The 24,408-nt window shown below is 67.9% G+C and carries 18 protein-coding genes and 1 pseudogene; 9 read left to right on the plus strand and 10 right to left on the minus strand.

The annotated features are described in order from the left end of the window. Positions 1 to 161 precede the first annotated feature (161 nt). From ACZ3HQ_RS09805 to ACZ3HQ_RS09845, 9 genes are all read left to right on the plus strand, one after another. Positions 162 to 593: an ATP-binding protein gene (locus ACZ3HQ_RS09805; RefSeq protein ID WP_467509185.1), complete on the plus strand. Its 432-nt coding sequence runs from the start codon at positions 162 to 164 to the stop codon at positions 591 to 593. A 3-nt stretch (positions 594 to 596) separates the two neighbouring features. Then, the gene (locus ACZ3HQ_RS09810; RefSeq protein ID WP_467509186.1) at positions 597 to 1,916 is read left to right on the plus strand and encodes a UDP-N-acetylglucosamine 1-carboxyvinyltransferase; all 1,320 of its coding nucleotides are present in this window, start codon (positions 597 to 599) and stop codon (positions 1,914 to 1,916) included. Then, on the plus strand, positions 1,913 to 3,148 hold the full coding sequence (locus ACZ3HQ_RS09815; protein ID WP_467509187.1) for a metallophosphoesterase: 1,236 nt from the start codon (positions 1,913 to 1,915) through the stop codon (positions 3,146 to 3,148). Before ACZ3HQ_RS09810 ends, ACZ3HQ_RS09815 begins: the two co-directional genes overlap by 4 nt. Continuing rightward, entirely contained in the window at positions 3,145 to 3,684 is a 540-nt protein-coding gene (dcd, locus tag ACZ3HQ_RS09820) for a dCTP deaminase (protein ID WP_467509188.1), read from the plus strand. The genes ACZ3HQ_RS09815 and dcd overlap by 4 nt, the downstream gene beginning before the upstream one ends. After that, positions 3,681 to 4,217, plus strand: coding sequence for a dCTP deaminase (locus ACZ3HQ_RS09825; protein WP_467509189.1), 537 nt, complete (start codon positions 3,681 to 3,683; stop codon positions 4,215 to 4,217). The genes dcd and ACZ3HQ_RS09825 overlap by 4 nt, the downstream gene beginning before the upstream one ends. Beyond that, positions 4,214 to 5,329: a glycosyltransferase family 4 protein gene (locus ACZ3HQ_RS09830; protein WP_467509190.1), complete on the plus strand. Its 1,116-nt coding sequence runs from the start codon at positions 4,214 to 4,216 to the stop codon at positions 5,327 to 5,329. The genes ACZ3HQ_RS09825 and ACZ3HQ_RS09830 overlap by 4 nt, the downstream gene beginning before the upstream one ends. A gap of 94 nt (positions 5,330 to 5,423) precedes the next feature. Further along, positions 5,424 to 6,467: a serine hydrolase domain-containing protein gene (locus tag ACZ3HQ_RS09835; RefSeq protein ID WP_467509191.1), complete on the plus strand. Its 1,044-nt coding sequence runs from the start codon at positions 5,424 to 5,426 to the stop codon at positions 6,465 to 6,467. A 251-nt stretch (positions 6,468 to 6,718) separates the two neighbouring features. Further along, the gene (locus ACZ3HQ_RS09840; protein WP_467509192.1) at positions 6,719 to 8,701 is read left to right on the plus strand and encodes a hypothetical protein; all 1,983 of its coding nucleotides are present in this window, start codon (positions 6,719 to 6,721) and stop codon (positions 8,699 to 8,701) included. After that, positions 8,698 to 9,093 carry a hypothetical protein gene (locus ACZ3HQ_RS09845; protein ID WP_467509193.1) on the plus strand — a complete coding sequence of 132 codons (396 nt, stop codon included), beginning with the start codon at positions 8,698 to 8,700 and terminating at the stop codon, positions 9,091 to 9,093. Before ACZ3HQ_RS09840 ends, ACZ3HQ_RS09845 begins: the two co-directional genes overlap by 4 nt. A gap of 874 nt (positions 9,094 to 9,967) precedes the next feature. On the opposite strand, the gene ACZ3HQ_RS09850 is transcribed toward ACZ3HQ_RS09845, so the two are convergent. The 10 genes and pseudogenes from ACZ3HQ_RS09850 to ACZ3HQ_RS09895 all read right to left on the minus strand — a co-directional run bounded on the left by ACZ3HQ_RS09850 (position 9,968) and on the right by ACZ3HQ_RS09895 (position 24,324). After that, positions 9,968 to 10,288, minus strand: coding sequence for a hypothetical protein (locus ACZ3HQ_RS09850; protein WP_467509194.1), 321 nt, complete (start codon positions 10,286 to 10,288; stop codon positions 9,968 to 9,970). After that, entirely contained in the window at positions 10,285 to 10,599 is a 315-nt protein-coding gene (locus ACZ3HQ_RS09855; RefSeq protein ID WP_467509195.1) for a hypothetical protein, read from the minus strand. The genes ACZ3HQ_RS09850 and ACZ3HQ_RS09855 overlap by 4 nt, the downstream gene beginning before the upstream one ends. Before the next feature lie 215 nt (positions 10,600 to 10,814). After that, positions 10,815 to 10,958, minus strand: a pseudogene (locus ACZ3HQ_RS09860) (IS701 family transposase); the annotation flags it as partial. 320 nt (positions 10,959 to 11,278) lie between these two features. After that, a complete protein-coding gene (locus ACZ3HQ_RS09865) occupies positions 11,279 to 13,384 on the minus strand; it encodes a PA14 domain-containing protein (protein WP_467509196.1) in 2,106 nt (701 codons plus the stop codon). Between the two features lie 857 nt (positions 13,385 to 14,241). Then, complete coding sequence (locus ACZ3HQ_RS09870) at positions 14,242 to 14,547, minus strand: hypothetical protein (protein ID WP_467509197.1); 306 nt, start codon at positions 14,545 to 14,547, stop codon at positions 14,242 to 14,244. A gap of 271 nt (positions 14,548 to 14,818) precedes the next feature. Next, a complete protein-coding gene (locus ACZ3HQ_RS09875; protein WP_467509198.1) occupies positions 14,819 to 15,328 on the minus strand; it encodes a hypothetical protein in 510 nt (169 codons plus the stop codon). A gap of 20 nt (positions 15,329 to 15,348) precedes the next feature. Next, positions 15,349 to 20,022 (minus strand): putative T7SS-secreted protein, encoded by a 4,674-nt coding sequence (locus ACZ3HQ_RS09880; protein WP_467509199.1) that lies wholly within the window; start codon positions 20,020 to 20,022, stop codon positions 15,349 to 15,351. Further along, positions 20,022 to 20,672 carry a hypothetical protein gene (locus ACZ3HQ_RS09885; RefSeq protein WP_467509200.1) on the minus strand — a complete coding sequence of 217 codons (651 nt, stop codon included), beginning with the start codon at positions 20,670 to 20,672 and terminating at the stop codon, positions 20,022 to 20,024. The genes ACZ3HQ_RS09880 and ACZ3HQ_RS09885 overlap by 1 nt, the downstream gene beginning before the upstream one ends. Further along, complete coding sequence (locus ACZ3HQ_RS09890) at positions 20,669 to 21,121, minus strand: hypothetical protein (RefSeq protein WP_467509201.1); 453 nt, start codon at positions 21,119 to 21,121, stop codon at positions 20,669 to 20,671. Before ACZ3HQ_RS09890 ends, ACZ3HQ_RS09885 begins: the two co-directional genes overlap by 4 nt. A gap of 104 nt (positions 21,122 to 21,225) precedes the next feature. Then, positions 21,226 to 24,324, minus strand: a complete 3,099-nt coding sequence (locus ACZ3HQ_RS09895) for an FG-GAP repeat domain-containing protein (RefSeq protein WP_467509202.1) — start codon at positions 24,322 to 24,324, stop codon at positions 21,226 to 21,228. Between the last annotated feature and the right edge of the window lie 84 nt (positions 24,325 to 24,408).

Genomic DNA, 24,408 nt, shown 5'->3' on the forward strand with positions numbered 1-24,408 from the left:
TCCTGCCGTCGCCGATCCTGCCCGTTCAACCGAGCGTAGCCGAGGGGCGATTGACCGTGATGCAGCTCCTGCATAAGTGATGCAGCCACGGCATCCGGTGTGGCTCCGCTTGTGCCTGGCGCGGTTGCGTGGAGGAGCCGCACCGATCCAGGAGGTCACTCATGGAAGTACACCAAGTCCGTTTCCCTGTCTCCGGCACACCTGCTGCAGCTACGGCCGCACGGCAGCAGCTCGCGGGCGCCATACGGACCTGGAATGCGTTCCTGGGGCCCGAACTCCTGGACACGACAGAGCTGGTGGCCGCCGAGCTGATCACGAACGCGGTGCGGCACGCGGGACACGGGTCGATCTCGGCCGGCGCGCGCCTGAGCGACGTGCGTCTGCTGATCGAGGTGACAGACACGAGTCCTGACCTCCCGCAGGTCGGTCTGCCCGACACGGACGAGGAAGGAGGACGGGGCCTGTTCCTCGTCGCCGCGCTCGCGGATCGCCACGGATTCGATCAGGTGCCACGAGGCAAACGCTGCTGGGCCGAGTTCGAGGTCAGCGCACCGCCTCAGCTCTCCCAACGCTTTCCCTTGCAGAGGAGTTGACTGTTGACAGCCGTACGGATTCCCCCAGTCGCAGCCGAAGTAGTCGCCATCCGGCCCGGCAGCCCGCTCACCGGTTCCGTCGGCGTCGACGGGTCCAAGAACGCGGCATTGCCCCTGCTGGCTGCCGCCGCGGCCATGCACCGGCCGGTGCACGTGGGGAACGTTCCGAGGAACACCGACGTCGAGACCATGCTCACCCTGCTTCAGCAGGCCGGGTGGCACACGGCCCGCCCCATCAGCGATCCACACACCGTGGTGATTCTGCCGAGCGACAGAATCCAGTCGGGCCCTGATGCCGATACCGCCGCCCGCATCCGGGCCTCGTACTACCTCGTACCCGCACTGCTGGGCGCGTACGGGCGGGCCCGACTTCCCTGGCCGGGCGGTTGCCGCATCGGGGAGCGCGGGATGGAGCAGCACTTCACGGTCTACGAGCGCTTCGGTGACCGCGTGACCGTCGACGACCACGGCTACCTCGTGGAGGCAGCATCAGCCCAGAGCGGAACAGTCTCGATCATGCTGCCCTTCCGCTCTCGGGGCGCGAGCATCGCTGCTCTCCTGCGTGCGGCTGTAGCCGGACGGCCGCTGCGTCTTGGCCAGCCCAACCTGTCACCGGAAGTGCTCAGCATCGTCGAAGCGTTGCAGATGGCCGGATGGGAGTGCCGGGTCAGCGAATCCGTCCTGACGCTCGCGCCGCACCCGGCCGCCCCCACCGAGACCATCACCTGGAGAGTTCCTGGCGACAAGGTCGAGGCCGGAACGCTGGCCTGTGCGGTCGCGGCGACCGGCGGCGACGCGCGCATCTGCGGTGTACGCGGCGATGACGTCGCTCCTCTGGTCGCCGCCCTGCGATCGCTCGGCGTACCCGCCGACACCGAGGACGGCATGCTCACCGTGCAGGCCCAGGACGCCCGCCCCGCCGACAAGCCGCTGCGAGCCATCGCCTCCCTGTCACCCGGCGGTCTGGACGCCGACTTCGAACCTCCGCTGATGGCGTTTGCCCTCACCCGCCCCGGTACCCATCTGTTCGCTGACACCATCAACCCGGGCCGCCACGGCAACCTCTTGCCGCAACTCGCCCGCCTGGGTGCCGAGATCCACGAGGTCTCGCCCACCGAGTGCCGCTTCACCGGCCCGCAGCAACTGGCCGGCGCGGGGGTGGAGGCCACCGACATCCGCACGGGCTCCGCCCTGCTCATCGCCGGCCTCACCGCCCGCGGTGTCACCACGCTCGGCGGCCTCGAACAGCTCCGGCGCGGCCATGCCGACCTGCCCACCAAGCTGCACGCCCTCGGCGCCGACATCTGCGAGGTCACCCCGTGAGCCGACAGCTCCGGCGGATCATCGCCACGACCGACGTGCATTCCTCCTTCAGCTCGGCCGCAGCGATGCTCGCCCACCTCCACGCCAGCAGGGCCGACAGCCTGATCGTGGACTGCGGTGACTTCTTCGAAGGCAGCGGCTTCTACCGCTTCGGCAAGGGCCGAATCGAGCGCCGGGTCCTCACCAGCCTGTACGACCTGCTCGCACCGGGAAACCACGGCTGGCCGCACTACTTCGAACCGGCGCTGCACGAGATGACCGTGTGCGCCAATGCGATCGACGAGAACGGCAGGTCCCTCTTCGACCGCGTACGCGTCAAACGCATCGGTGGCCGCCGAGTCGCCATCACCGCAGTGATCGGACCGCAGGCATTCAACGCGGTTCCCGTTGACCAACGCGTAGGTCATCAGGTCACCGATCCGGCCCAGGCCCTGCGGAAGTTGATGCTGGAGTACCACCACTGCACCGACGCCTGGATCGTGTTGTCCCACTCCGGCTTCGACGAGGACCTGAAGCTCGCCGCCGCGTGCCCGTTCGCGAACGTCATCTTCTCGGGCCACTGTCACAGCGACACCTACGGCCCCGTGCACATCGGCGACACCCTCGTCGTAAAGGGCCACGAACTCGGCCTCGGATACGCCACCGCGGAGCCCGTCGGCAGCGGCTGGGGCGCCCGCGCGTCCGTCTTCCCGGACTCGGTCGCGATCCCCGAGGGCCTCACCGCACTACATGCAGAGATCAGCCTCGTGGCACGGACACTGACGAGCCCACTCGGCACAGTGAACGAGCCCTATCGCAACGCCCCGTTGGACCGACGCCGCCTCCTGGCCGAGATCGCCGGCCGACTGCACTCCGGTCTCGGCGCGGGCGCGGTCATCCTCAACGAGACCGCCCTGCGTTCCACCCCGCTCGGCCACATCCTGACCCTCGGCGACCTGCTGTCCATCGAACCCTTCGACAACCAGCTCGTCCACGCCTTCCTCCCCGACGAGTACGCCCAGGGCCACGACAAGCTGCTCTACCGCCTCACCGAGCGCGTCGGTCCGCTGGTCATCACGCCCGAGCCTCTGCCGTCCGCGATACGCAGCGTGCTGACCACCAACTACCTCGCCGACAGCTACCTCGGCGGACGCACGCATCAAGCCGGACTGCGTCTGGGGCAGGCCGCACGAAGCGTCCTCGCCACGCCCTTCCCCTCGACTGCCGACCTCATCGAAGGAGGCGAACAATGATCCTCACCGGACCCGAGATCACCGCCGCGACCCATGACGGCCGGCTGGTCATCAACCCCTTCGAGCCGGACCAGGTCAACCCCAACAGCTACAACGTCCGTCTCGGTCCGACGCTGCTGACCTACACCGCCGCCGAGATCGACGCCCACCGCCCCAACCCCACCCACGAGGTCGAGATCGGCCAAGGCGGTTACGTACTCCAGCCCGGCGAGCTCTACCTCGGCCACACGGTCGAACACGTCGGCTCCGACACCTTCGTGCCGCTGCTGTTCGGCCGCTCCTCGGTCGGCCGACTGGGCCTGTTCGTCGAGATCACCGCCCCGATCGGTGACATCGGCTTTCACGGCCAGTGGACGCTGATGCTCTCCCCGATCCGCCCGTTACGCGTCTACGCGGGCATGAAGATCGGGCAGATCATGTTCTTCCTCTCCACCGGCGCCGTCGACCTCTACCGCGGCAAGTACCAGGCAGCCAATGGTCCCCGGCCGTCGGCCTACTGGCGCGACCGTACAAAACCTCGGACGGTGGTCTTGTGATCCTCACCGGCCCCGCAATCGCCGCCGCCGTCCGGATCGGCGAGATCACCATCGAGCCGTACGACCCCGCCCTGCTCTCCCCGAACGCCTACGACTGGCGTCTCGGCGACACACTCCGCGTCTGCGACGGTGACCTCGACGCTGCCACCCCTACCGCATTCGTCGAGCAACCCATCCCGGTCAACGGCCTGGTGCTACAGCCCGAGACGCTCTATCTCGGCGTCACGCTGGAGAAGACCGGTTCGGAGACGTACGCACAGATGCTCAACGGCGACCGCACCATCGGCGCCCTCGGCATCTGGGTCCACGTCTCAGCCCCGCTCGGACACCAGGGCCACGCCATCCGCTGGACCCTGGAAATCCGTGCCGCCCGGCCCGTGCGCGTCTATCCGGGGATGACCTTTGGAAAGCTCGTCTTCCTCACGGCCTTCGGCGCCTCGGCCAGCTACCAGCAGCAGCACTCCAAGTACGCGTCGACGGAAGGCATCGGCATCTCCCGCCTCTACGAAGAGATTCCTGGAGGTGTTCTGTGAGCTCCCGCTCGGCCACCGGACCACTGGCCGCCACCTTCCTGGACCTGCCCGTCGGAAGCCCTGGCGGCAGCGTCGAACTCTTCCTCGACCTCTACACGGGCGACCGCCCCCTCATCCCCGCACGCGCATTCATGCTGGGCTCGTCGACTCCGAGACACCGTCTCCCGGCCGGGCTCGACCTGCTGGCCGTGCCGGGGAAGTGCCTGGAGGGTTCCGCCTTCGGCCGCTATGTCGCTGCCCTTCGCAGGGCTCTCGCGATGGCGATCGACCCGGCCCAGATCGGTGTACTCCATCTGCAGCACCTCGCCTTCGGTGCTACCCCCGCCCTGATTCGGGCGCTCCCCCTGCATCCCCGCATCGCCTTGGTCCACGGCACGGACCTGATCTTCGCCGAGGCCCACCGCGACCAACTCCAGGTCCTCCGCGAGACCGCCAGGGCGGCCGACGCGATCGTCGTTCCGACGGGGGCAATGGCCGACCACCTCCTCAAGCTCGCCCCACGGATCGACCACCGGAAGATCACCCACATCCCCTGGGGCATCCCCGACCACCTGCTCACCGATCCGCTGACCCGACCCGTCCGCAGGTCCTCCAGCCACCTACGCCTGCTGTACGCAGGACGGCTGACCGCCGAGAAAGGTGTCGAGGCCCTGGTCAAAAGCCTGGCCCGCGTGCCAGGTGTCGAGCTGAGCATCGCCGCGCCCAGAGCCCAGTTCCATGCCCAGGCCCCGCTGTTGCAACGGGCCGGTGTAGGGGCCCGTTACCTCGGCTGGCTCCGCCGCCCACAGTTGTGGAGAGCGTTCACCGAGCACGACGTACTGGTCATGCCGTCAACCACCCTGGAGGCCATGGGCCTGGTCGCACTGGAGGCCCAAGCGTGTGGTCTGCCCGTCCTCTACCAACCCGTTCCCGGCCTCAGCGAAGCCCTCGCCGCCTCCGGCGTTGCCACCGACTTCACCCACTCTGCCGCCCTGGCCCGTGACCTCGACCGGCTGCGCACCTCCCCCGGCCTGTTGCCCGCCCTGCGGCAAGCGGGCTACGCGAACGCCGCGCGCTACCCACTCTCGGAGACCGCACGGTCTCTGACCGAGCTCGGCCGCCAACTCGCCTGAACGACCCTCCGAGCGGTCCACCGCGCCGCTGCCCGGTCCGCTCCGTGAACGTCACTACGCTGGCCGGCGGGATGCCCCGGCGAAGAGGGAGACCATGACGTACGACATCGACCGCATCGAAGCCCTGCTCGACGAGGGCGTCCGCGACAAGGTGTACCCCGGCGCCGTGTGGGCCGTCGGCGACGCCGATGGCATCCGCGCCCAAGGCACCGCTGGTGTCCTCGATCCTGACGAGCCGGACGTGCCGATGCACGCCGACACCGTCTTCGACGCCGCCAGCCTCACCAAGATCCTCGCCGTTTGGTCAACCATCGGCGCTCTGTGGGAAGACGGTGCCCTCGACCTGGACCAGCCGCTTGGCGGCTTCTGGGGCGAGGTCACCGGTTATCCGCTTGGAGCAGTTACCGCGCGGCAACTGCTGACGCACACGGCTGGCCTCCCCTTGCGGGCGCAGCTGAAGAACCTCTATGGCACCGATGGGGACGACATCCGCCGCAGTGTATTGCGCGAGCAACTACACCGGTGCCCCGGCGAGGCCGTGGAATATACCGACCGGGCCGCCCTCATCCTCGGCTACCTTGCCGAACACCTCTCCGGTCAACCCCTGGACCAGCTGGCCACCGCCCGCGTCTGGCAACCACTGGGGATGAACTCCACCCGCTTCGGTCCGCTGCCCGATGCAATCGTGGCCCGCTGTGCCCCGACCGAACTCGACCAGGACACCGACACCCACCTCAAGGGCGTCGCGCACGACTTTTCCGCCAGGCTCCTTGGCGGAGTGTGTGGCATCGCTGGCTCCTTCACCGTCCGGGACGACGTCGCCGTATTCCTGCGCCACATGCTGGGCACCGCCACCATGCTTGGACAGCCCGGATTCGGCCCTGCCTGGATCGCGGAATCACTTACCGTTCAGACCGGTCTCCTGGAACCCGCACGTGGCCTGTTTTGGCACCCCGCCCCCGGCACGCGCCCCGGCGACGACATCTGGGTCCACTACGGCTTCACCGGGACCGGCATGTGGATCTCACCTCGGCAGCGTCGATGGGCGGTGCTGCTGACCAACAAACTCTTCTACACCCGCGACCGCCAGCCTCTCGCCGAAGTCCGCAACGCCTTCCGCGCACTCGCCTTCAACTGAGGATGTAGCCTCTGGCCCCACCGCCAGGAAGTTTGCCTCCACATGGATCAAGCCAACATCGCTGAGTACTGGACACAGCGCGATCACGGTTGATCATGTCCCTCACCTGGGAGACCAGGAGTCAGTCCGCTAAGCGCATCCCGCCATGGCACGGCCGAACAGGTTTCAGTCTCGCCGTAAACCCTGGTTATCCGCGTGACACATGGGCAGGATGCCCGCTCAAGGGCGGGGCTTCCGGGGGGAGGTGGTGTATGTCCATGCCGCCGTGGCGGGTCTCACCGCTGGACGATTCATCCAGCAACGGCATGACGAAAACCGGCCCTTCGGACTCCTTCCCAGGCGTCCCTGTGCAGGCAGCCCCGGACGGCCTGAGGCCCACCAGTGGCTACTGGCCGTGGCGCACCACCTACGCCGAGCGCAATGACGTACCCGACGCGAATGCAGTGACTCGCCAACTGGCGGGCATCATGCATGCACGCGTCGACCGCATCGGACAGGCACGGGATCTGATCGGACGCTGGCAGGACCGCACCCTGGGGCGGCGCCAGCGGGAGATCCGGCAACTGCCTGACATCGCCGGCGAGAAACTCGCCAAGTGGGCGCTGGACAACGTGCTCAACACACGCACGCGACCAGCCCCCTCATTCGGATTCGGTCTGGCCCCGGTCCTCACTCACAGCGTCGCAGCGCACCGCCAGCAGCGGATACGCAGCCTCCTCCTCGCAGGAGTCGTCGTGCTGATCGCGGTGCGTCACCCATGGGGGACGGGCGCATTGATGGCGACGGCACTCCTGTACCAATTCGTCGCCGCCGGCCGCTTCAGCTCCCTGCTCCGCTGGGGTGTCAGCTCACTGGTCTCCATGGCCGTCCTGGTGGCGGGCGCCTTCTTAGCCTGGACTCAGATGAAGTCCCACTCGTTCCTACTCAAGGCCGTCGTGCAGGACGCGGTTTCGGCCGGAGTTTGGCTGACACTACTGATCGCAGCCGTCTATACAGTGGACGGCTGGGTGGCCCTGGGCTACGTGTCGTCCCTGAGACCGTCACGCGAGAGGATCACACGAAGCCCCCGGCTCGCCCCGCGCGCAAAAGCGAGGATCGCTCAATGCGAGAAGGCCGAGCGCTGGCAAAGCACCCCGTACCTGAAGGAAAAGAACGGGGCGCACCGCTTCGTAGGTGCCGGCCTCGACGCCTGGGGCTCAGGTGGGCCACGCATTCAGCTCACGCCTGCCCGTCGAGCAGCTGACGGCGAAGGTACCGAGGGCGGCAGCGACAGCACGGGGTCTGGCAGCAAGACAGATCCTGAAAACGTAGGTGACGGGAACCAAGACGGCATTCGCAAGTTCGAAGCAGATGAGTTGCTCGACAAGGTGCGTGACGAGCTGGAACGGCTCTGCGGTGTCCTCGTCGAGACACACGCCCTGCCCACCTGCGACGTCTTCGAGACACTCGCGGTGCCGCAGTCCCGATGGAAGAGCCTGCCACGCGTACCCGACCACCCGAAGAAGGATCCGGGAGTAGTCAGCCCAGGAATGACTCGATCTGCACCGTGGCCGGAAGCCCGGGAGATGATCGTCCAAGGCAGGCAGGCCCCTTCGGGGCACCTCTCGCGCCGTTATCTGGCTGCCCAAGTCGTCGGTTGGGAAGGTCAGATCGTCGTCACGGTATTCGCTCACGCGGCGTTGGAGGGCAAGACGCTGCATTTCGTCACCCGCCCTCAAGTCCTTGCCCCGCTCAGAAAGGAAGTCCGCGCCGTACCCGCCGAGGGTCGGGCGCTGATCTGGAACATCCTGCTCGCGCCTATCCACGCCCTCGGCGACGCGGTTGCCCTGGCGCATCGGTCGTACGGCATCCTCATCCGCGCACTGAGCAGCCTCGTGCCCGGCGTACTCGGACGTGCCATGCGCCAACAAGTGGCAATCGCTCTGGACGAGGCGGCCCGGGATGACGACAGCCCGGTCAGCCTGCGCGAGCACTGTGCGCTCGTCGAGCCGGAGGACATGCACCAGATCGAAGACGCCCGTCGGCACATCTCCATCCTCCAGTCCCGCATGTTCAGCACGGTCAGCGCATTCCTCGACGACCACGGGGTGTTTACCGGCGACTTCAGGCGGCAGGCGGAGCAGTTCGTCACCAAGGTCTTCATCAACGGCGACCACAATCAGGTGAACACCGGCACCTTGCACGGCAATCAGACACAGGCGAACCCGACCGACGATGCGACGGCGAAAGGATGACGATGGGCACCTGGCGAGGGCGACGCGACACGAGCGGCGGCATGCACATCACTGGCAGCGGTAACCAGATCAACACAGGGCGGGTCGGCGGAGACCAACGCCAAGTCCACATCAGCGGTACCGCACCGGAGACCGCCCACCACCTGGCGGCAGCACAGGCAAGACTGGACGAACTGACCTCCGCCCTGGAAGAACACGCGACGGAACTGAGCAATCCCGATCTGGCCCGCCGCACCGCCGCCCGTATCGGCGAAGAACTGGAGAGCCCGAGCCCGGACCAACGTCGTCTGACGGAGAACCTCGAAGACCTCGGCCTGGCCGTCGGAGCGGTGGCATCCGTGGTGAACATCCTTCAAGCGCTAACAGCCGCGGTAGCCGCGCTGCGTGGCTGAGGTGCGCCAAAGACAGCGGAACTGAGAGCCCTCCGGGAGTTAGGCCGCTCCCCAAGCCCCTTCAAGACCACCCCACCCCGGCGCCCTGCCCAGGCAAAACAGCAAACCACCCGGTAACAACCCTGACCCAACTTCATTCGGGACGAGAGGACGGCGGCCAGATCACAGGCCCTCAGCCATGCATCGCCAGCCGAGGACTTTCTTACTTTCGAAGCACTCAGCGACGTATACACAGTCGGCATCGGTCGCAGGTGAAGTGGGAATGGAGAGAGAAAGACTGGATTCCACCCGCCTGGAACCCACTCTCCCCTTCTACCCCCATGTCTTCCATTTATCGAAAGCCGCCTGATTCATCTCAAGTATGTCGAGGTAATTGAGATTCAGAGGTGTGATTCCGAGCTGAAAGAGATTGAAAACGACACTTTCGAACGTCATTCGCCCTGTGCGAAAGTGATCCTTTCGCTTCAGGGGGACACTCGGATTAAGCACTGCGGTTCCAATGTGCTCATGAGGGAACTCGACATCACTCTTCCCACCGGGATGCCAGTGCCACGCAATCAGCTCTGCGTCGCCTTGGTCCATGACCGTATACATATAGCCACGCGTAGAGACCTTGTAGCGATCACTCGACCCGACGGGCCTCCCGAACTTGTCCTCACTCTGCTTGACAACGGAAAACTTGATTGAAGCCTCAAGCTGAAGCTTCACATCCGCACCCCGAAGGGTCACGGGCTCGCCTCGGTTTAGGGCTACCGAGTGCACTTCACCGACAGCCTGACCTTTGATTGGGCTGCAAACCCACTGATTCCTGGTCAGGCATGCGGCAGATGCACGCAAAGGCTCCAGGAATGCCTCGATAGCTTGATGTGGATTCCTACCGGGCATTGCCCTCATCTGGACGCGCAAAGGGGAGCAGCATAGCCACTTCCTCAGCCTTCACATTCTCTTCTGCTCCCTCGTACTCCCCTGCATCCCATCGAGTCATGAACTCTTCACCGGAGATACCAAGTTTGCGGCGAGCGGCGCGGTCAAGGATCTCCGCACCAGCAGCATAGTCAACCTCGACAACTTCGGGAATTACAGCGATCAGATGCGCCCGCGGATTAATGGCGTTACCAGATCCTGTCACTTGCACCGAGTCGTTACTCGTGCTGACCCTGGAGTCCAGTCGTACCGCATACGTTGAAGTCATCATTCCCCCCCTTGTGCATCGAACCTGTCCGCCGTGTTCTGGAGAACTTCGATCAGCTCTCCGAGGTGCCGGCGGGAGATAGCGAGCCTGGCTACGCTACGCACAGGCACGTAGCTCAGCTTCATCGCTTGCTCCCGCACCGTAGCCTCATCGTGCCCCATGAGCAGCGGCGGTGTCGCAGTTCCGAAGGCAAGGTAGACGTGATCACTGTCGAACTGAGTGAGCACCTGGTTGGTGCTGAGCACGGGCTGGTCGTCTAGGCCCACCCAGAGGAGTGGGACCGCGACCGCCTTGGCAGTGTCGTTGTCTCCCATGCCCTCATCGTCGCACGCCCCTCCGACAACGGACATAGGGCAAGCCTTAATGTCAGCCGTCCGGCTGGCGAGCCGGCTAGAGCTGACACGCTTCGCCCAGGTTGATGATCAGTTGCACATCCCGACCGAGTCACACCCCGCCTGCGTAGGCGCGGCGTGCAGCGCTGTGAGGGGTTGAACTGCCAGAAGACGACGGATCTCGGTTGATGTGAGACCTAAGAGGTCGAGGTGCCAACCTCGAGACTCCCTATGTTGCATTCCTGCATGGCCGTCACCGTAAGGAACATATGGGCGAGCATGGCGAGTGTGGTGTGCCGATACCAGCCCACATTGCGCTGAACCTCGACTTGCACAAGGCCGTCACTCCGCTGGGAGCCATCTGGGAGCCAACCCGCTCCCCAAGCCCCTCCGACACCACCCGAGACCACCTCATCCCAACGCCCTGACCAGGTAAAACAGCAAACCGCCCGGTGACGACCTTGACCGAACCTCATTCGGGACGAAGAGGTCGTGGGTTCAAATCCCGCCACCCCGACAGTGAAGTACCAGGTCAGGGGCCTGATCCGCTTAGCGGGTCGGGCCCCTGACGCGTTTGGGGGCGCGCTTTCGGGTGCCGGCCGGGGGCCGACTTCCGCAGTCGGCTCCCGGGCGGCATCCGGTGGGTCCGGACCGGTCGGCGTCAGTCGGCGGCCAGCGCTGTCTGGGTGGCTCCCGACTCCGTTCCGTCGTCGAACACGACGGTCACGCGGTAGAAGGACGACGTTCCTTGGGGGAGCGTCGTGTCCCAGTACCCGTCTTCCTCGCGGGGCACCGGCGTCGCGGTGAGCTTGTCGAAGGCGTGGGTGGCGGGGTTCCAGCGGTAGACGTTGAAGCCGGTCGCCCGACGTCCGCCCTCGTCGGCCTCGGGGGACAGTATCCAGGGGACCCAGCCGTGATCGCCGTACCAATGCGTGCTGAGCGACGTGAGCGGGGCCCCGGTCGCGGCCGGGGTCGCGCCGGCGTCCGGGCTGAGGTCCAGCTCGGTCACGTCGGCGACCGCGGCCCCGCCGTCCGGGGTGAGCGCATTGCCGTACTGGTCGACGGCGATGACGCTGTAGCGGACCTGCTCACCGTCGGCGGGGACCCGGTCGTGGTGGTGCGTCCCGGTGAGTTCCCAGGCCCGCAGGGTCACGGGGTCGATCAGCGGCGTGTACGTCCACTGCCCGTCGGCGCGGGTGCCGCGCAGGATCTCGTAGTGGTCGAGACCGGGGTCGCCGCTCGGCTCCCATGCGAGCGAGACGCCGTTCTCCTTCGGCGTGACGGTCAGGCCGGTCACCGCGGGCGGTGCGGTGGTGTTCCCCCGGACGGGCACCTCCATGTCCAGCGACGGCGTGCCGAGACACCCGGTGTCGTCCGCGGCCACGACCCAGTAGTGGTAGGTGACGCCGGGCCCGGGGGCCCTGTCGATGAAGGACGTGCCCCGCACGTGCTCACCGACGAGCTGCCCCTGCATCTTCGTCCCCTCGGGCCTGGGCGAGGTCGACCGGTAGACCCGGTAGCCGACGAAGTCGTCGCTCGTGGCCGTCGACTTGTCCCAGCTCACCGTGACCCCGGCCTCGCTCTCGACGGCCCGCGCGTTGAGCGCCGTCTCGTTCGGCGGTGTCTCGTCCCGCGTCATGAACTCCTGGCTCGCGGCGGACGGCGCCGACACGTTGCCGTGCTTGTCGACGGCGGTGACGACGTAGTAGTACCACTCACCGGTCTGCGGCAGCGTCCCGTAGTACGCGGGGCGGGGGAGCGGCGTGCTCCCGCTCACCAGGTTCGCCGGGGTGACGGCGACCGGCTTGCCGGTGGACCGGTAGACGCGGTAACCGGCGAGGTCGGACTCGGTGTTCGGCTCCCAGTCCAGGTAGACGTCGGTGACCTTGTCCATCGACCAGTTCCGGTCGACGCCCTTGGGCGCGGCGGGTGCCGTCTCGTCGGCGGTGGTGATGCCCTGGTCCGCGGTACCGGCGGACTCGTTGCCCGCCTTGTCGACGGCCCGGACCTCGTAGTAGTAGACCGCGCCGTTCCGGGGCAGAGAGGTGTCCGTGTACGAGGTGGCGGTCGTCGTCGCGAGCGGCTTGCCGCCGTACGAGGCGCCCTTGAGCCGGCGGTAGACGCGGTAGCCCGCGAGGTCCATCTCCTTGCCGCGCGCCCAGCCGAACCTGGCGTTGTGCGCGGAGTACGACAGGGAGGTGCCCGTCGGGACCAGCGGCTTCACCTTGTCGACGTCGCGTGAGGTGCGCGGCGCGTACGTGAACTTGGCGTTGGCGGCGCCGGTCCAGTTGACGTAGTCGATGCGGAGGGTGTGGGTGCCGGAGGGGATGGTGACGTTGACGGTCTTCGAGCGGGTCGTCGAGACGTTCTGCCAGAGGTCGGTCTTGCGCACGCCGTCCAGGTAGACGCGGATGCCGTCACGCGCCTGGGCGGCGAACGAGAACGGTCCGCCGGAGCCGAAGTCCCGTGTCACCGTCCAGCGGACGCCGAAGTTGTCCTTGGGCAGCCCCGACGCGGGAGCCCCGGCACCCCAGTTCTCGTCGATCACGGAGTCGCAGTCCGTCTTCCTCGGCGTACCGGAGAAGCCGGTGTTCGCGTAGAACGTCCGCTTGAAGACGGGAGAGGCACAGGTCACCGCGGCCTCGGCGGTACCGCCCGTGACGACCAGCAGACCACCGGCGGCGGCCGTCACGACGCCGACGGCGAGCACTTGCGCGGTGCGCCGGCCTATGGGCCCGGTGTCCAGCGGGCGAAGGGATCGCTTCATGCCGACCCAGACTTCCCAGGTCGGGGGATGGTTGCCCCCCGGTGACCGGGGTTGTGGAAGCAACCACGGACGCCCGAGGCATGGCGACCCGAGGGCTTCCACAGCCTGTGCATCGACAAGTCGCTGCGCGGTCCTCAGGGGCTTGCGGCCGATCCGTTCCGGTATGTCTCGGTCACCGCTGCTCGGAGTTCTGTGGCCGTGAGATCGGTGGGCTCGGCCAGTTCGGGGGCGACTTCGTAGTCCTCCAGGAGCAGGAAGACGTGGTTGAAGAGTTCTTCCAGAGGGCCCCTGATTCGTTCGCCGTTCGACTGTGCGGTTCGGCGGGTCTGCCACCAGGTGTGAGCGAAGGCGGGGGCTGGGGGGGGTGCCGTTGGTGAACTCTCGGAGTAGGTGCAGGTGGTGTGCAGTCGCGGTGTCCGGGGGCACCTCTGCGGCGTCGGACCAGGCGTAGTGGGTCGGGGCACACGCGGCTGCCACCGCGAGGAGTTCGGGGGGCCGGGCCGCTTGTTTGTGGGCGTAGCGGGTGAAGCGGGCTCGGGCTGCGTCGATGCCCTCCGGGACGGCTGCCGCCATGAAGGGCTTGGTGCCGGCCAGCAGGACGTGGCCGGGGGCCGGGAAAAGTAGCGCGCCCTGGTGATCGGGGGTCCGGAGGTGGGTGGCGCTGATCGAGCGGCAACCGGCCGTCACCCGGTCAGCCAGGACCTCGCCCAGCCGCCCGCCAACGGCGAGAGGCGTCACCGACTTTCCGCTCAGCCAGGCAGGGGCCAGGTTTCCGTCCGGGGTGAGCAGTACGGCCAGATCCGGTTCTGGGCGTTCCGTTGACGCTACCAACTTTCCCTCCGGCATAAATCCCTCCTTCACTGGAAGAGGAGCCGGTCCTGAACTGAAATTCGGGGGGAGATATCGATTTCCATGCCGCTGGCACACTCGCCTACAGAGAAGTCGATCTGCGCGCCGACAGTTGAGGGAGTGGATGTGAACGTGTGCCGCGTGGCGCCCTCGCGGTAGACATCCAGCAGCAGATCCCCCTCGTCGGAGCGCCAGCTCAGTACACGCGCTCCACTTTCCTCAATCTCCGGCCATTCACCGACGGTACCGAAAACCTCTTCGTCACCAGGGTACAAGAAATCTCCAGAAAAAACCAAAACCACTGGGAATGCCAAAGACAACTCAGCTTACTCATCGCAGCAGGCGAAGAAAAAGGAATCGAAGCTACCGGCTCGACATCGACTCCATTCACCGCACAGAAGGCGGAATCTATTGGCAGAGCATCGCTGGCATGATCCTGAACCTGAAGACCGCAACTTTGCAGCACCGCCACCCAGTCCCGATCGATTTCATTCGACATAATTCACAATCCGGGACGCGAGGAACGGCACCCTCCGGCCTGATTTCCCTCATAGAGCCGAGGTGATCACCTCCAAGGCGGTGTGATCACAGACCAGGCTGGGCCAGCAACCTTTCAGCATCGGAACTGGTCAGCTCCAGCAAAGCTTCTTCTTGGTACTGGTCGATATCATCGATGTAGGCCGCTACGTCGTCTCGGACAGTACTGAAGGTGACATTCGCCGTTAGGGTCTCATCCGACAGGCCGCCTTTGGACATGGAGATGTAGGCACGCACAGGCGTCTTGATTTGCTCGGACACACTCCGGAGCGCAAGGCAGGCATAGGCGAGCGAGCGCCGGAGAAGAATTTCTTGCCTCTCCGGGTCCGACACACTCAAGTCGTAGTCCATCATTCCACGGCCGTTCGCCCGCGCCTCGAAATAGGTAATATCATTGTAGTCCTCCAGATCGGGCTGACCACTCGATCGATTCAACGCAATCAGAAGGACAGCGCCTCGATCGTCGACGAACCACCCCGCCTCGGCGATTTCCCTGAACGCGGGAGGCGTGTCATCCGCCTGGACGGGCGGAAAACCCGCATCCAGGAAGCCCCTCATCGCTGCATTCATCCTCACGGTCAACCCTCTCCCAGCATACTAAGTCCCTTACGGATTCCCGCATTGAAGCCGCGAACGTTGGCGATCTGACGCTCAATGGATCGCGGAAGTCCCTCGAATTTCCCATCAACGAAATTGTACTGGTACTTGGCAGTCGGGTTACTCACATCCTGGAAGTGCATCTGTCCGGGTCGTTGACCAGGATTCGGATTCTCCACATCGATGCGATACGGCCCGTGCTCCCACATGGTTTTACTCGTGACCTGTGTTCCATGCTCTCCGATCATGCTGCTCGGAGTACGTTCACGGACGCCATAGACCTCCCGCGTGTCAGCTACGCGCTGGTCCACCACATCCGGATGATATGGATCATTCAAGGCAGGCCGAGGGGTATAACCCTCCGGCAGTTCGGGTTCCTCACATTTGAGCCCCAGTGGGTCCACCCACACATGCGGGTTGGGCACATAAACAAGGGGGTTCGGTCCCGGGATCAGACCCAGTGGGTCCTGTGACAGATACCGCGCCGTCTCCGGGTCGTAATGCCGGAAGTAGTTGTAATGCAGCCCCGTCTCAGGGTCGAAGTACTGGCCCGGGAAGCGGAGTGGCGTGTACGCCGTGCTGTTGGCTGCCCAGGCCGTCGTGCCCCACAGGGTGCTGCGGGTGCGCCAGGCTGTTTCGCCCTGTTCGTCGATCAGCTCCGTCGGGGTGCCGATCAGGTCGGTGACGATGGCGTAGAAGCGGGAGTCGATGTCCGTGTCGGAGGTGGTGATGCGTTCTGTCTGGGTGACCGGGTGGAGGCCCTGGTGGTCCCAGGTGAGGGTGACCGGGTGGGGCAACTCGGGCGCGGACGTGGTCTGTTCGCAGAGAGTCGTGCCGTCCCAGGTGAACACCACGCGCTCCACCACCGCCTCGCCCGCCATGCGGAGCTTGGCCGTGCGGCGGCCCAGGGGGTCGTAGGTGTAGTGCCAGCGGGTGCCGTCCGGGGTGGTGACCGCGGTGAGGCGGTCCTCGGTGTCCCATTCGTAGCGCCAGGTGTCCGGGCGCCGGGAGAGCCGGGTCTTCTGGCGGAGGACCGTGCGGCCGAGGACGTCGTGTTCGTAGCGGATGCCGCCCGCCCGGGTGATGCGCGTGCCGGCGTAGGCGCGCGGGCCCGTCGCCTCGGCGCCCGGGTGGGTCGACGGCCAGCTCGCCTCGGTCTGGTTGCCCGCCTCGTCGTACGCGTACCGCTCCGTCCAGCCGGCCGCGTGGACCGCCGTGACCCGGCCGGTGGCGTCCAGGTCGAAGGTGCGGGAGGAGAGGTCGTCGTCGATGCGGGTGACGTTGCCGTCCGCCCGGTACTCGTACGCGCGGTGGCGCAGGAGGCCGCCGCGCGCCGTCCGTACCGACTGGGCCTTGAGGCGGCCCAGCACGTCGAAGGTGTGCTCCAGGGAGAGTGACTCGCCTATGTGGCGGCCGACTTCACGGCCCGCCGCGTCATAGGTGAAGTCGATGCCGCGGCCGGAGGCGACCATGCCGGTACGGCGGCCCGCCGCGTCGTAGGACCAGGTGGTCGTGGCGCCGGTGGGGGTGGTGCGGCCGGTACGGCGGCCGAGGGCGTCGTACGTGTAGGTCAGCGTGCGGCCGTCGACCGTCTCGGAGACGATGCGGCCGTACCGGTCGCGCAGGATCTGGAGGGTGCCGCCGTCCGGGCCGACCGCTTCGGCCAGTTGGCCGGTGAGGTCGAAGGCGTACGTGGTGACCGCGCCATCCGCGTCCTTGCGGACGGTACGGCCCAGCTCGTCCCGCTCGAAGACGATGGTCTCGCCGAGCGCGTTGGTGCGGGCGGTGAGACGGCTCGCGGGGTCGTAGGCGTACGTCAGCGTGCGGTCGTCGAAGTCCGTCTCCGCCGCGAGGCGTCCCGCCGGGTCGTACGTGTAACTCCACTTGAGCCCCTGCGGGTTGGTGACCTCCGTCAGCCTCAGCTCGGTGTCGTAGGTGAAGGCGTGCTGTACGCCGTCCGGGCCGGTGCGGGCCGTCAGGAGGTCGAAGTGGGTGTACTCGAAGCGGGAGACCTGGCCGAGGGCGTCGGTGTGGGTGGTGCGGTTGCCCTCGCCGTCGTACGTCCACGACTCACTCGTGCCGTCCGGTGCCGTACGGCGGGTCAGGTGGCCCTCCACCGTCCACTCCAGGCGGGTCACCGCGCCGGTGGGGTCGGTGATCGCGACCGGGCGGCCGAAGGCGTCGCGCTCGTAGGACGTGGTCGCGCCCAGCGGGTCGGTGACGCGCAGCGGGAGGCCGGCGCGGTCGGTGACGATGGTGGTGGCGTGTCCGAGCGGGTCGGTGACGGAGATCAGGTGGCCGGCGCCGTCGTAAGCGAAGTGGGTGGTCTGGCCCGCCGCGTCGGTGATCGAGGTGAGGTTGCCGCGGTCGTCGTAGGTCTGGCGGACGGTGGTGCCGTCGGGGCGGGTGACCTTCACCGGGAGGCCGAGCGCGTCGTACTCGGCACGGGCCTCGCGGCCGTCGGGGCGGATCACCTTCACCGGGTTGCCGTCGACGTCGCGGTGGAACTCCGTGGTGTGGCCGAGTGGATCGGTCACCGACAGCAGGCGGTTGCGGCGGTCGCGCCGGTAGCGGGTGGTGGCGCCGAGCGGGTCGGTCTCGGCGACGACCTGGCAGTGGCGGTCGACGCGGTAGCGGCTGGTGTGGCCGAGGGAGTCGGTGATGGCGGTGACCGTGTCGCCGGTGGCCGGGTCGGGGTCGCCGTAGGCGAAGGTGGAGCGCAGGTGGCCCTCGGCGCCGGACTGGTGGACGCAGCGGTCCTGGTCGTCGTAGCCGTAGGTGAAGTGGCTGTCGTTGGTGTCGGTCCAGGAGGTGATGCGGGCCGAGTCGTCGTAGGTGAAGCGGGTGGGGCGGCCGGAGGAGTTGGTGACCTCGGTGAGGTGGCCGCCGGTGTGGCCGTAGCGGAACAGCTCCTGGTCGGCGCCCGTGAGGCGGAGGGCGGTGACGCGGCCCTCCGCGGTGGATATCCCCAGGTGGTAGCCGCCGCTGTGGACGAGGGCGCTGGGCGCGCCGTCGGCGTCGTACTCGAAGGTGATCCAGTTGCCGTTGCGGTCGTCGAGCTGCTCCAGGACCGCGAGGGTGTCGGAGCGGTCGGCGAAGTGCCGCGTGTGCCCGGACTCCGGGTCGGTGAGGGTGTAGCCGCCCTCCACCCGGTCCAGCGGCCACCGCGGGCCGTGCGAGGGCAGGGTCGGTACGCCGGGCGCGGGGTGCGGGTAGGCCAGGACGAGGCCGTCCTCGCCGACGAACACCACGCCCTCGGTGTCGACCTCCAGCCGCTGGTCCAGCGTCGAGGACCAGGACGGGCCGAACCAGCCGCCGAGCCGGTACGACGACTCGAACTGCCGCTTGACCACCAGCGGAAGCACACCCGGCAGCGCCACGTCGGTCTGCGGCAGCACCATGCGGCCGGTGGCGACGTCGACCGGGTCCTTCTCGCAGATCTTCTCGCCCGGACGCCGGGCCACGTCGTCCGCGTCCTTCTCCACCACGTTCCGGGCGGTACGGCGGATGCCCTGGCTCGCGGCCTCCTCCGCGCCCTCCTTCATGGCGAGCCGGAGCCCGCCGCGCGCCAGCCCCGCGCCCTTGGTGCCGATCAGTTCCGGGATCAGGCGGCCGACGAACTCCGACGGGTCCTTCTTCAGCCCGTCCACCACGGCCTGCACCGTGCGCTCGGGATGCGTCCCCGCGGACACCAGCCCCGACAGCGTCATGTTGACGTTCTGGAGGTACGCCGCCGGGTGGGTCAGGTTGTACGGGTCGGTCGGGTTGAGGCCGCGGGCGAAGTTGACCAGGCCGGCCGTGCCCTTGAGGGCGCCGCCGACGACGTGGGTCAGTTCCGTGTTGGCGGCCTGGAAGCCGTCGGTGAAGTCGTGGCCGAGGCGTTCCAGCGGCGGGGGCTCGGCGGGGGCGTGGGCGAGGGCGGCCTTGACCTTGCCCTGAGCCTCGGCGGCGGCGGTGTTGCGCTGCTTGCGGGCCTCGTTCAGCTTGTTCGCGGCGGCGTCGCGGTCGGTCTTGCCCGCCTGCATGTCCTGCACCGGCTTGGCGCCGGGGTCCTCGCCCGCGCGGGCCTTGGCGTTGTAGGCGTCGGCCTTCTTCTGATAATCGTCCGCCGCGTCGTCGAACGCCTTCGTGCCCTTCTTGTACAGCTCGACGGCCTCCGCGGCCTGTTTCTGCGCCCAGGTGACCGTGTCGGCGTACCGTTCCAGCGCGGCCGCCGCCGAGCCGCACGCCTCGGCCGCGTGGGCCCACTTGGCGGGGTGGACGCCGAACTTCTCGCGGAAGGCGTCGCCGCCCTCACCCTTCCAGCCCGCCGAGTCGATCTTCTTCAGGCCCGAGCCGACCTTGTCGAACGCGCCGTGGAAGTCCTTCAGGTGCTTCGCGCTCTCGCGGATCTTCTCCGGCTTGCCGTGGACGAGTTCGTCGGCCTGCTCGGTCTGGCCGAGCTGCTGCTCGCCCGGCGTCGCGCCCAGGTCGGAGGCGACCTCGTCGCCCCAGTCCTCCACACCGTCGGCCCAGTCGTGCAGGCCGACTCGGTCCATCGCGCCGCCGAGCTTGTCCGTGCCCTCGTCGACGAGTTCGCCGGCCTTCTTCTTACCCTTGTCGTACAGGTCCTCGGCGCCGCCCAGCAGCGAGTTGGTGAGATCTCCCAGCCCCATCAGCCCTCACCGCCCTGCTGCTCGGCGGCCTTCGCGCGGGCCTCCGGCGACGGGCCGAAGGTGTCGTCGAGGAACTGGTCGTACTCCTTGTCCGACACGCCCAGCGCGCCGTGCATGGTCTCCGGGGTGACGGGGACCGTGCCGAGCAGGGGTGCGGTCATCGCGTCCCGGCCGGCGTCCTTCCAGCCCTGCTTGCTGTTCTCCCACGCCTGCTCGAAGGACTCCTGCGAATAGTCCACCGTACGGCCGGACTTGGCGATGTCCCCCCAGCCCATCCTCTCCACGTCCTCCTCGGAGGCGTACGGGTTGCCCACCGCCGAGTTGGCGACGATCTTCACGCTGCCCTTGAGGTACTGCTCGGTCTCGTAGTACGTGCCCGCCGAGAGGTCGGTCTTCTGCGCGAAGGCGTTGCCCTCCGCGATCAGGGCCCGTACGCCCCACTCCCAGCGTTCGCAGAACGTCTTCAGCTCACCGGTGAGGCCCTCGTGACCCAACTCCAGCCCCGACAGGGCGATTCCGGAGAAGCCCCGGCCCGCGCCGGCCTGGCCGACCATGCCCAGCTCGCCCAGTTCACCCAGCGCCTCCGTCAGGCCCTTGGCGATCTCCTCCAGGCCTTGCGCCTGGAGATCCATCCCGCCCTCGCCGCTCATACCGCACCCCCGTGCCGCGTCTCGTCGTCCAGGTCCACCGCCGCCTCGTCCGGCACGATCCCCGCGACCGGCGGGAACACCATCCCGTCAGACCCGTCCGCACAGTCCAGCGCCACCCCGCACGGCACGCCCGCGGCGGGCACCGCCAGGTCCAACAGCCGTGCACCCAGAATGCGTTGATACGGCCACTCCCGCGCCGACTCCCCGCGCGCGGTGGCGTACCGGGCGAGCGCCTGCTCGTCGGAGAAGGCCAGGATGAAACGGATGCCGTTGAAGTCGGCGGTCAGCAAAGCTTGTTCGCCGCCCGGGTCGCCGCCCAGCGCTACGAGCACGGGAGTACGGCGGAACTCCCCGAGCAGCTCGGCGAACGCCCGTCTGCGAGCCGCCACTTCCGCCGCCTGGGCGGGCGCAATGCCCGAACCCGCCTTCCGGTCCCCGTTCTCAGACATGCCGCCATCATCACGACTGCGACGAGAGCGGACAAGTTCATACCCGTCACGCCCTTGTCACGTGCGGGGCGTGGCGGTCGCGGGTACCGCGTCGTTCCCGGCCGTCAGGACAGCGCCTTGTAGAGGCCCCAGCCAGTGCCGATCTTCACACGTCCGCCGAAGCCGCCCTTGCCGTTGCCCGCCCAGCGGTACAGGTTGCCCGAGGTGTCGCGGGCGACGAGGTCGTTGCGCCCGTCCTGGGTCAGGTCGCCCACACCGACCAGCGCGTTGTACGTGCGGAAACCGGCGGCGATCTTCACTCGCCCCCCGAAGCCGCCCTTTCCGTTTCCGTACCAGCGGTAGAGGTTGCCGGCCTTGTCCCGGCCCAGGAGGTCGCCGGTTCTGTCGCCGTTGAGGTCACCCACTCCCACCAGCGCCGTATAGCCGGACAGTCCGGTGCCGACGCGCACCCGGGACTTGAACGTTCCCTTGCCGGTGCCGGCGTGGAACCACAGGGCTCCGGACCGGTCACGGGTCAAGAGGTCGGAGTGGCCGTCCCGGTTGAGATCCCCGGCCGAGGTCAGCATGTCGTACGTGTTCCAGCCCTTGCCGAGGAGGGTGGACTTGTTGCTTCCCCGGGCGAAGTACACCTGCCCGAAGCCCCAGTACGCCCGCAGCTCGCCTGCGGAGTTGCGGACCAGCATGTCCGCGTACCCGTCGCCGTTGATGTCGCCGACCGGCACCAGGGTGGAGGAGGTCGGCCAGTCAGCGGTGTAGCTGCGGTTGTAGAAGTGCCCCTGGGGATGACCCTCCCACGAGTCGGTCCGGCCGTCCTTGCGGACCGCCACCATGTCGGGGAATCCGTCGCAGTCGTAGACATGGGTCGGGAGGGCGCCGCACAGCACCTGGAGGAGGCCGCTTCCCACCTTCACCGGCGCGGTCCCGCCGCCGACGCGAGCGGTCAACTGGTAGGTGTAGGTGCCGCTCGGGGGGAGAGCGCCGTTCGGCTCCCTGCCGTTCCACGAGGCCTGGACGGGGTAGCGGCTTCGTACGGCTCCGCCCCTCAGCGTGGCCACCCTGCGCCCGGTCGCCTTCTGGGCGATGTCCACCTGCCAGGAGTCCACGGGGCGGCTCAGATGGAACGAGGCCGTCCAGGTCGAGTAGTACGACGAGGGCTCCCTGGGCGCGACGTTCCCGTTGGTGTATTCCTCCCCCACGACCGGGCCGGAGTCCGGCACGCCGTCCGCCGCCACGTGCACGCGGCGGTCGGCGTCCGCGTAGGCGACATGACCGCTGTACTTGTCCACCGTCCATGTGATCCCGCGGTCGTCCGCGAGCGGGCCGGCGGGGAGAGCGGCGAAGGAGCGCTCCGCGAGCGGGCTGCCGGTGTGGAAGTCGGTCAGTTTGAGCTCGCCCGCCGCACGGTCGTGCCGGATCACATAGCCGTCCCCGAGCATGGCGGGGCCCGACGGCACGGCGAAACCGTGATTGTTCGTCAGGTCGTAGACGCCGGCCTGCTTGTCGGCGCCGCAGGACCAGTACAGCCATCGCGCGGTCGCCTGCAGTTCGGTGGGCACACAGGCGGCACCGGTCCGCACGGTGCGCACGGGCTTGCCGGGCACGGTGGCGTCCGAGGTCAACCGCTCCGCGGTCAGCGTTCCGGGGGCGGCGGGGGCCGCGCTCCACAGGGTGGAGTACCAGAGCGCCGCGGCCTGCACCGGGCGGCTGCGGATCACCCGGCCGTAGCCCGGGTCGATCAGATACTGGGTCTTCGGGGAACCGCCGTCCACCACCACGTACGAGGGGGAGGCGTCCCGCACTGCGCCGCCGCTGCCGGGCAACTGCACCCGCACGTGCGAGGTGTAGGGGTCCACCCGGGTCTCCAGGTACGTTCGCCCGCCCGTCTCGGAGAGGAAGGAGACCCCGTACTCGTTGCCCTCCACCATCCGTACACAGTCCTCACCCGTCGCGCAGCGCACGGTGGACGAGGGCATGCCCACGGGCAGGGGCTCGGCCGCTCCCGCGACAGGGACCGGCCCGGTGCCGATGTCCTGCTGATGGATGGAGATCCTGCCCTCGGTGCTGTCCACCCGGCCGAGGGTGCCCCGGTACAGGCTCAGTCCCAGAAGCTTGGCGGACACCGGGGGCAGCGGCTGGGCCACCTCGTGTGCCGGTGTCCCTTCGGGGCGCGCGGTGAAGCGGTGTACCGCCCAGTCGCCGCTGCCGGTACCGCCGACGACCAGGGCGCTTCCGTCCGCCGCCTGGGGCGGAGAATCCGATGCGAGCGCGAGGTGCTCGAGCACGGTGGTCGGCTCCGTGCCGTCGAGCGGGCGGGCGGTCAGCCGCGGGCCGAGCGCGGTACCCGAGGTGGTGTCGGGTGAAGAGGTCAGGAGGGTGTCGCCGAGCAGCGCCAAAGGGAACGCGTCGTCGGGGAGCGGAAACTCCTCCGTACCGGTGGAGAAGTCCCCTCGCGGCAGCCAGCGCAGGCCGGCGTAGCCGTGCCCCCACCAGGCGATCCGGTCGGCGCTCAGCAGGATGTTGAGTCCCTCGCCGCTCATCGCCTCGGGGAGCGGGGTGATCACGGCCGTCGCAGGGTCCAGCAGTCCGTAGCGGTACGCGCCGTCCTGCCGGAAGGAGATCACCGCGCCGCGGTCGTCCGTGGCCTGCTGCTGCAGGGAGAGGCTGCTCAGGCTGGCACCCTCGGGCAGGCCGGTGATCTGCAGCGGCTGCGCGGCGGAGGCTGCCGGGTCCAGGAGCACCCCGGCGGAGCTGGTGGTGCTGGTCGCGGACTCCAGTGCCAGCACCTTGCCGCCGACGGTCCCCCGGAAGGTGTGGTGCGCCGGGAGCTGTATGTCCCGCCGCTCACCGGTGTGCGGATCGAGCACGGTGTACCAGGCGGCGCCCCGGGCCGGGCTCGGTGAGATGGCAAGCAGGTCGCCACCGGCGCCGACGGGACGTACGAGCGCGTTGGCCGGCAGGGTCTGCAGGCCGGGCACCTGCGTCGGGGTGCCGCTCGCGAAGTCGGTCCAGGTGTAGCCGTCCCTGCCCTCCTGCTGGTGCAGAAAGCCGGTGCCGGTTGCCGCCAGCGGGGTGTCCTCACGAGGTGTGGCCCGGTCGGCGGGCGGGATCACGACCTCCTGGGACGGATTCGCCGCGGTCGTCACCTGGGCGGCCTGCGCGGCCGTGGCGAGCGGGACCGCTGTTCCTGCAACCGCCAGAACCATGGCGGCCGCACCGGCCGCGAGGCTCCCGCCCCCGCTGCGGCGGCCACGTCCAGGCAGTGCTTCAGTCGACGTCCGGGTCGATGC

The organism is Streptomyces sp. NPDC018263 (assembly GCF_055562575.1).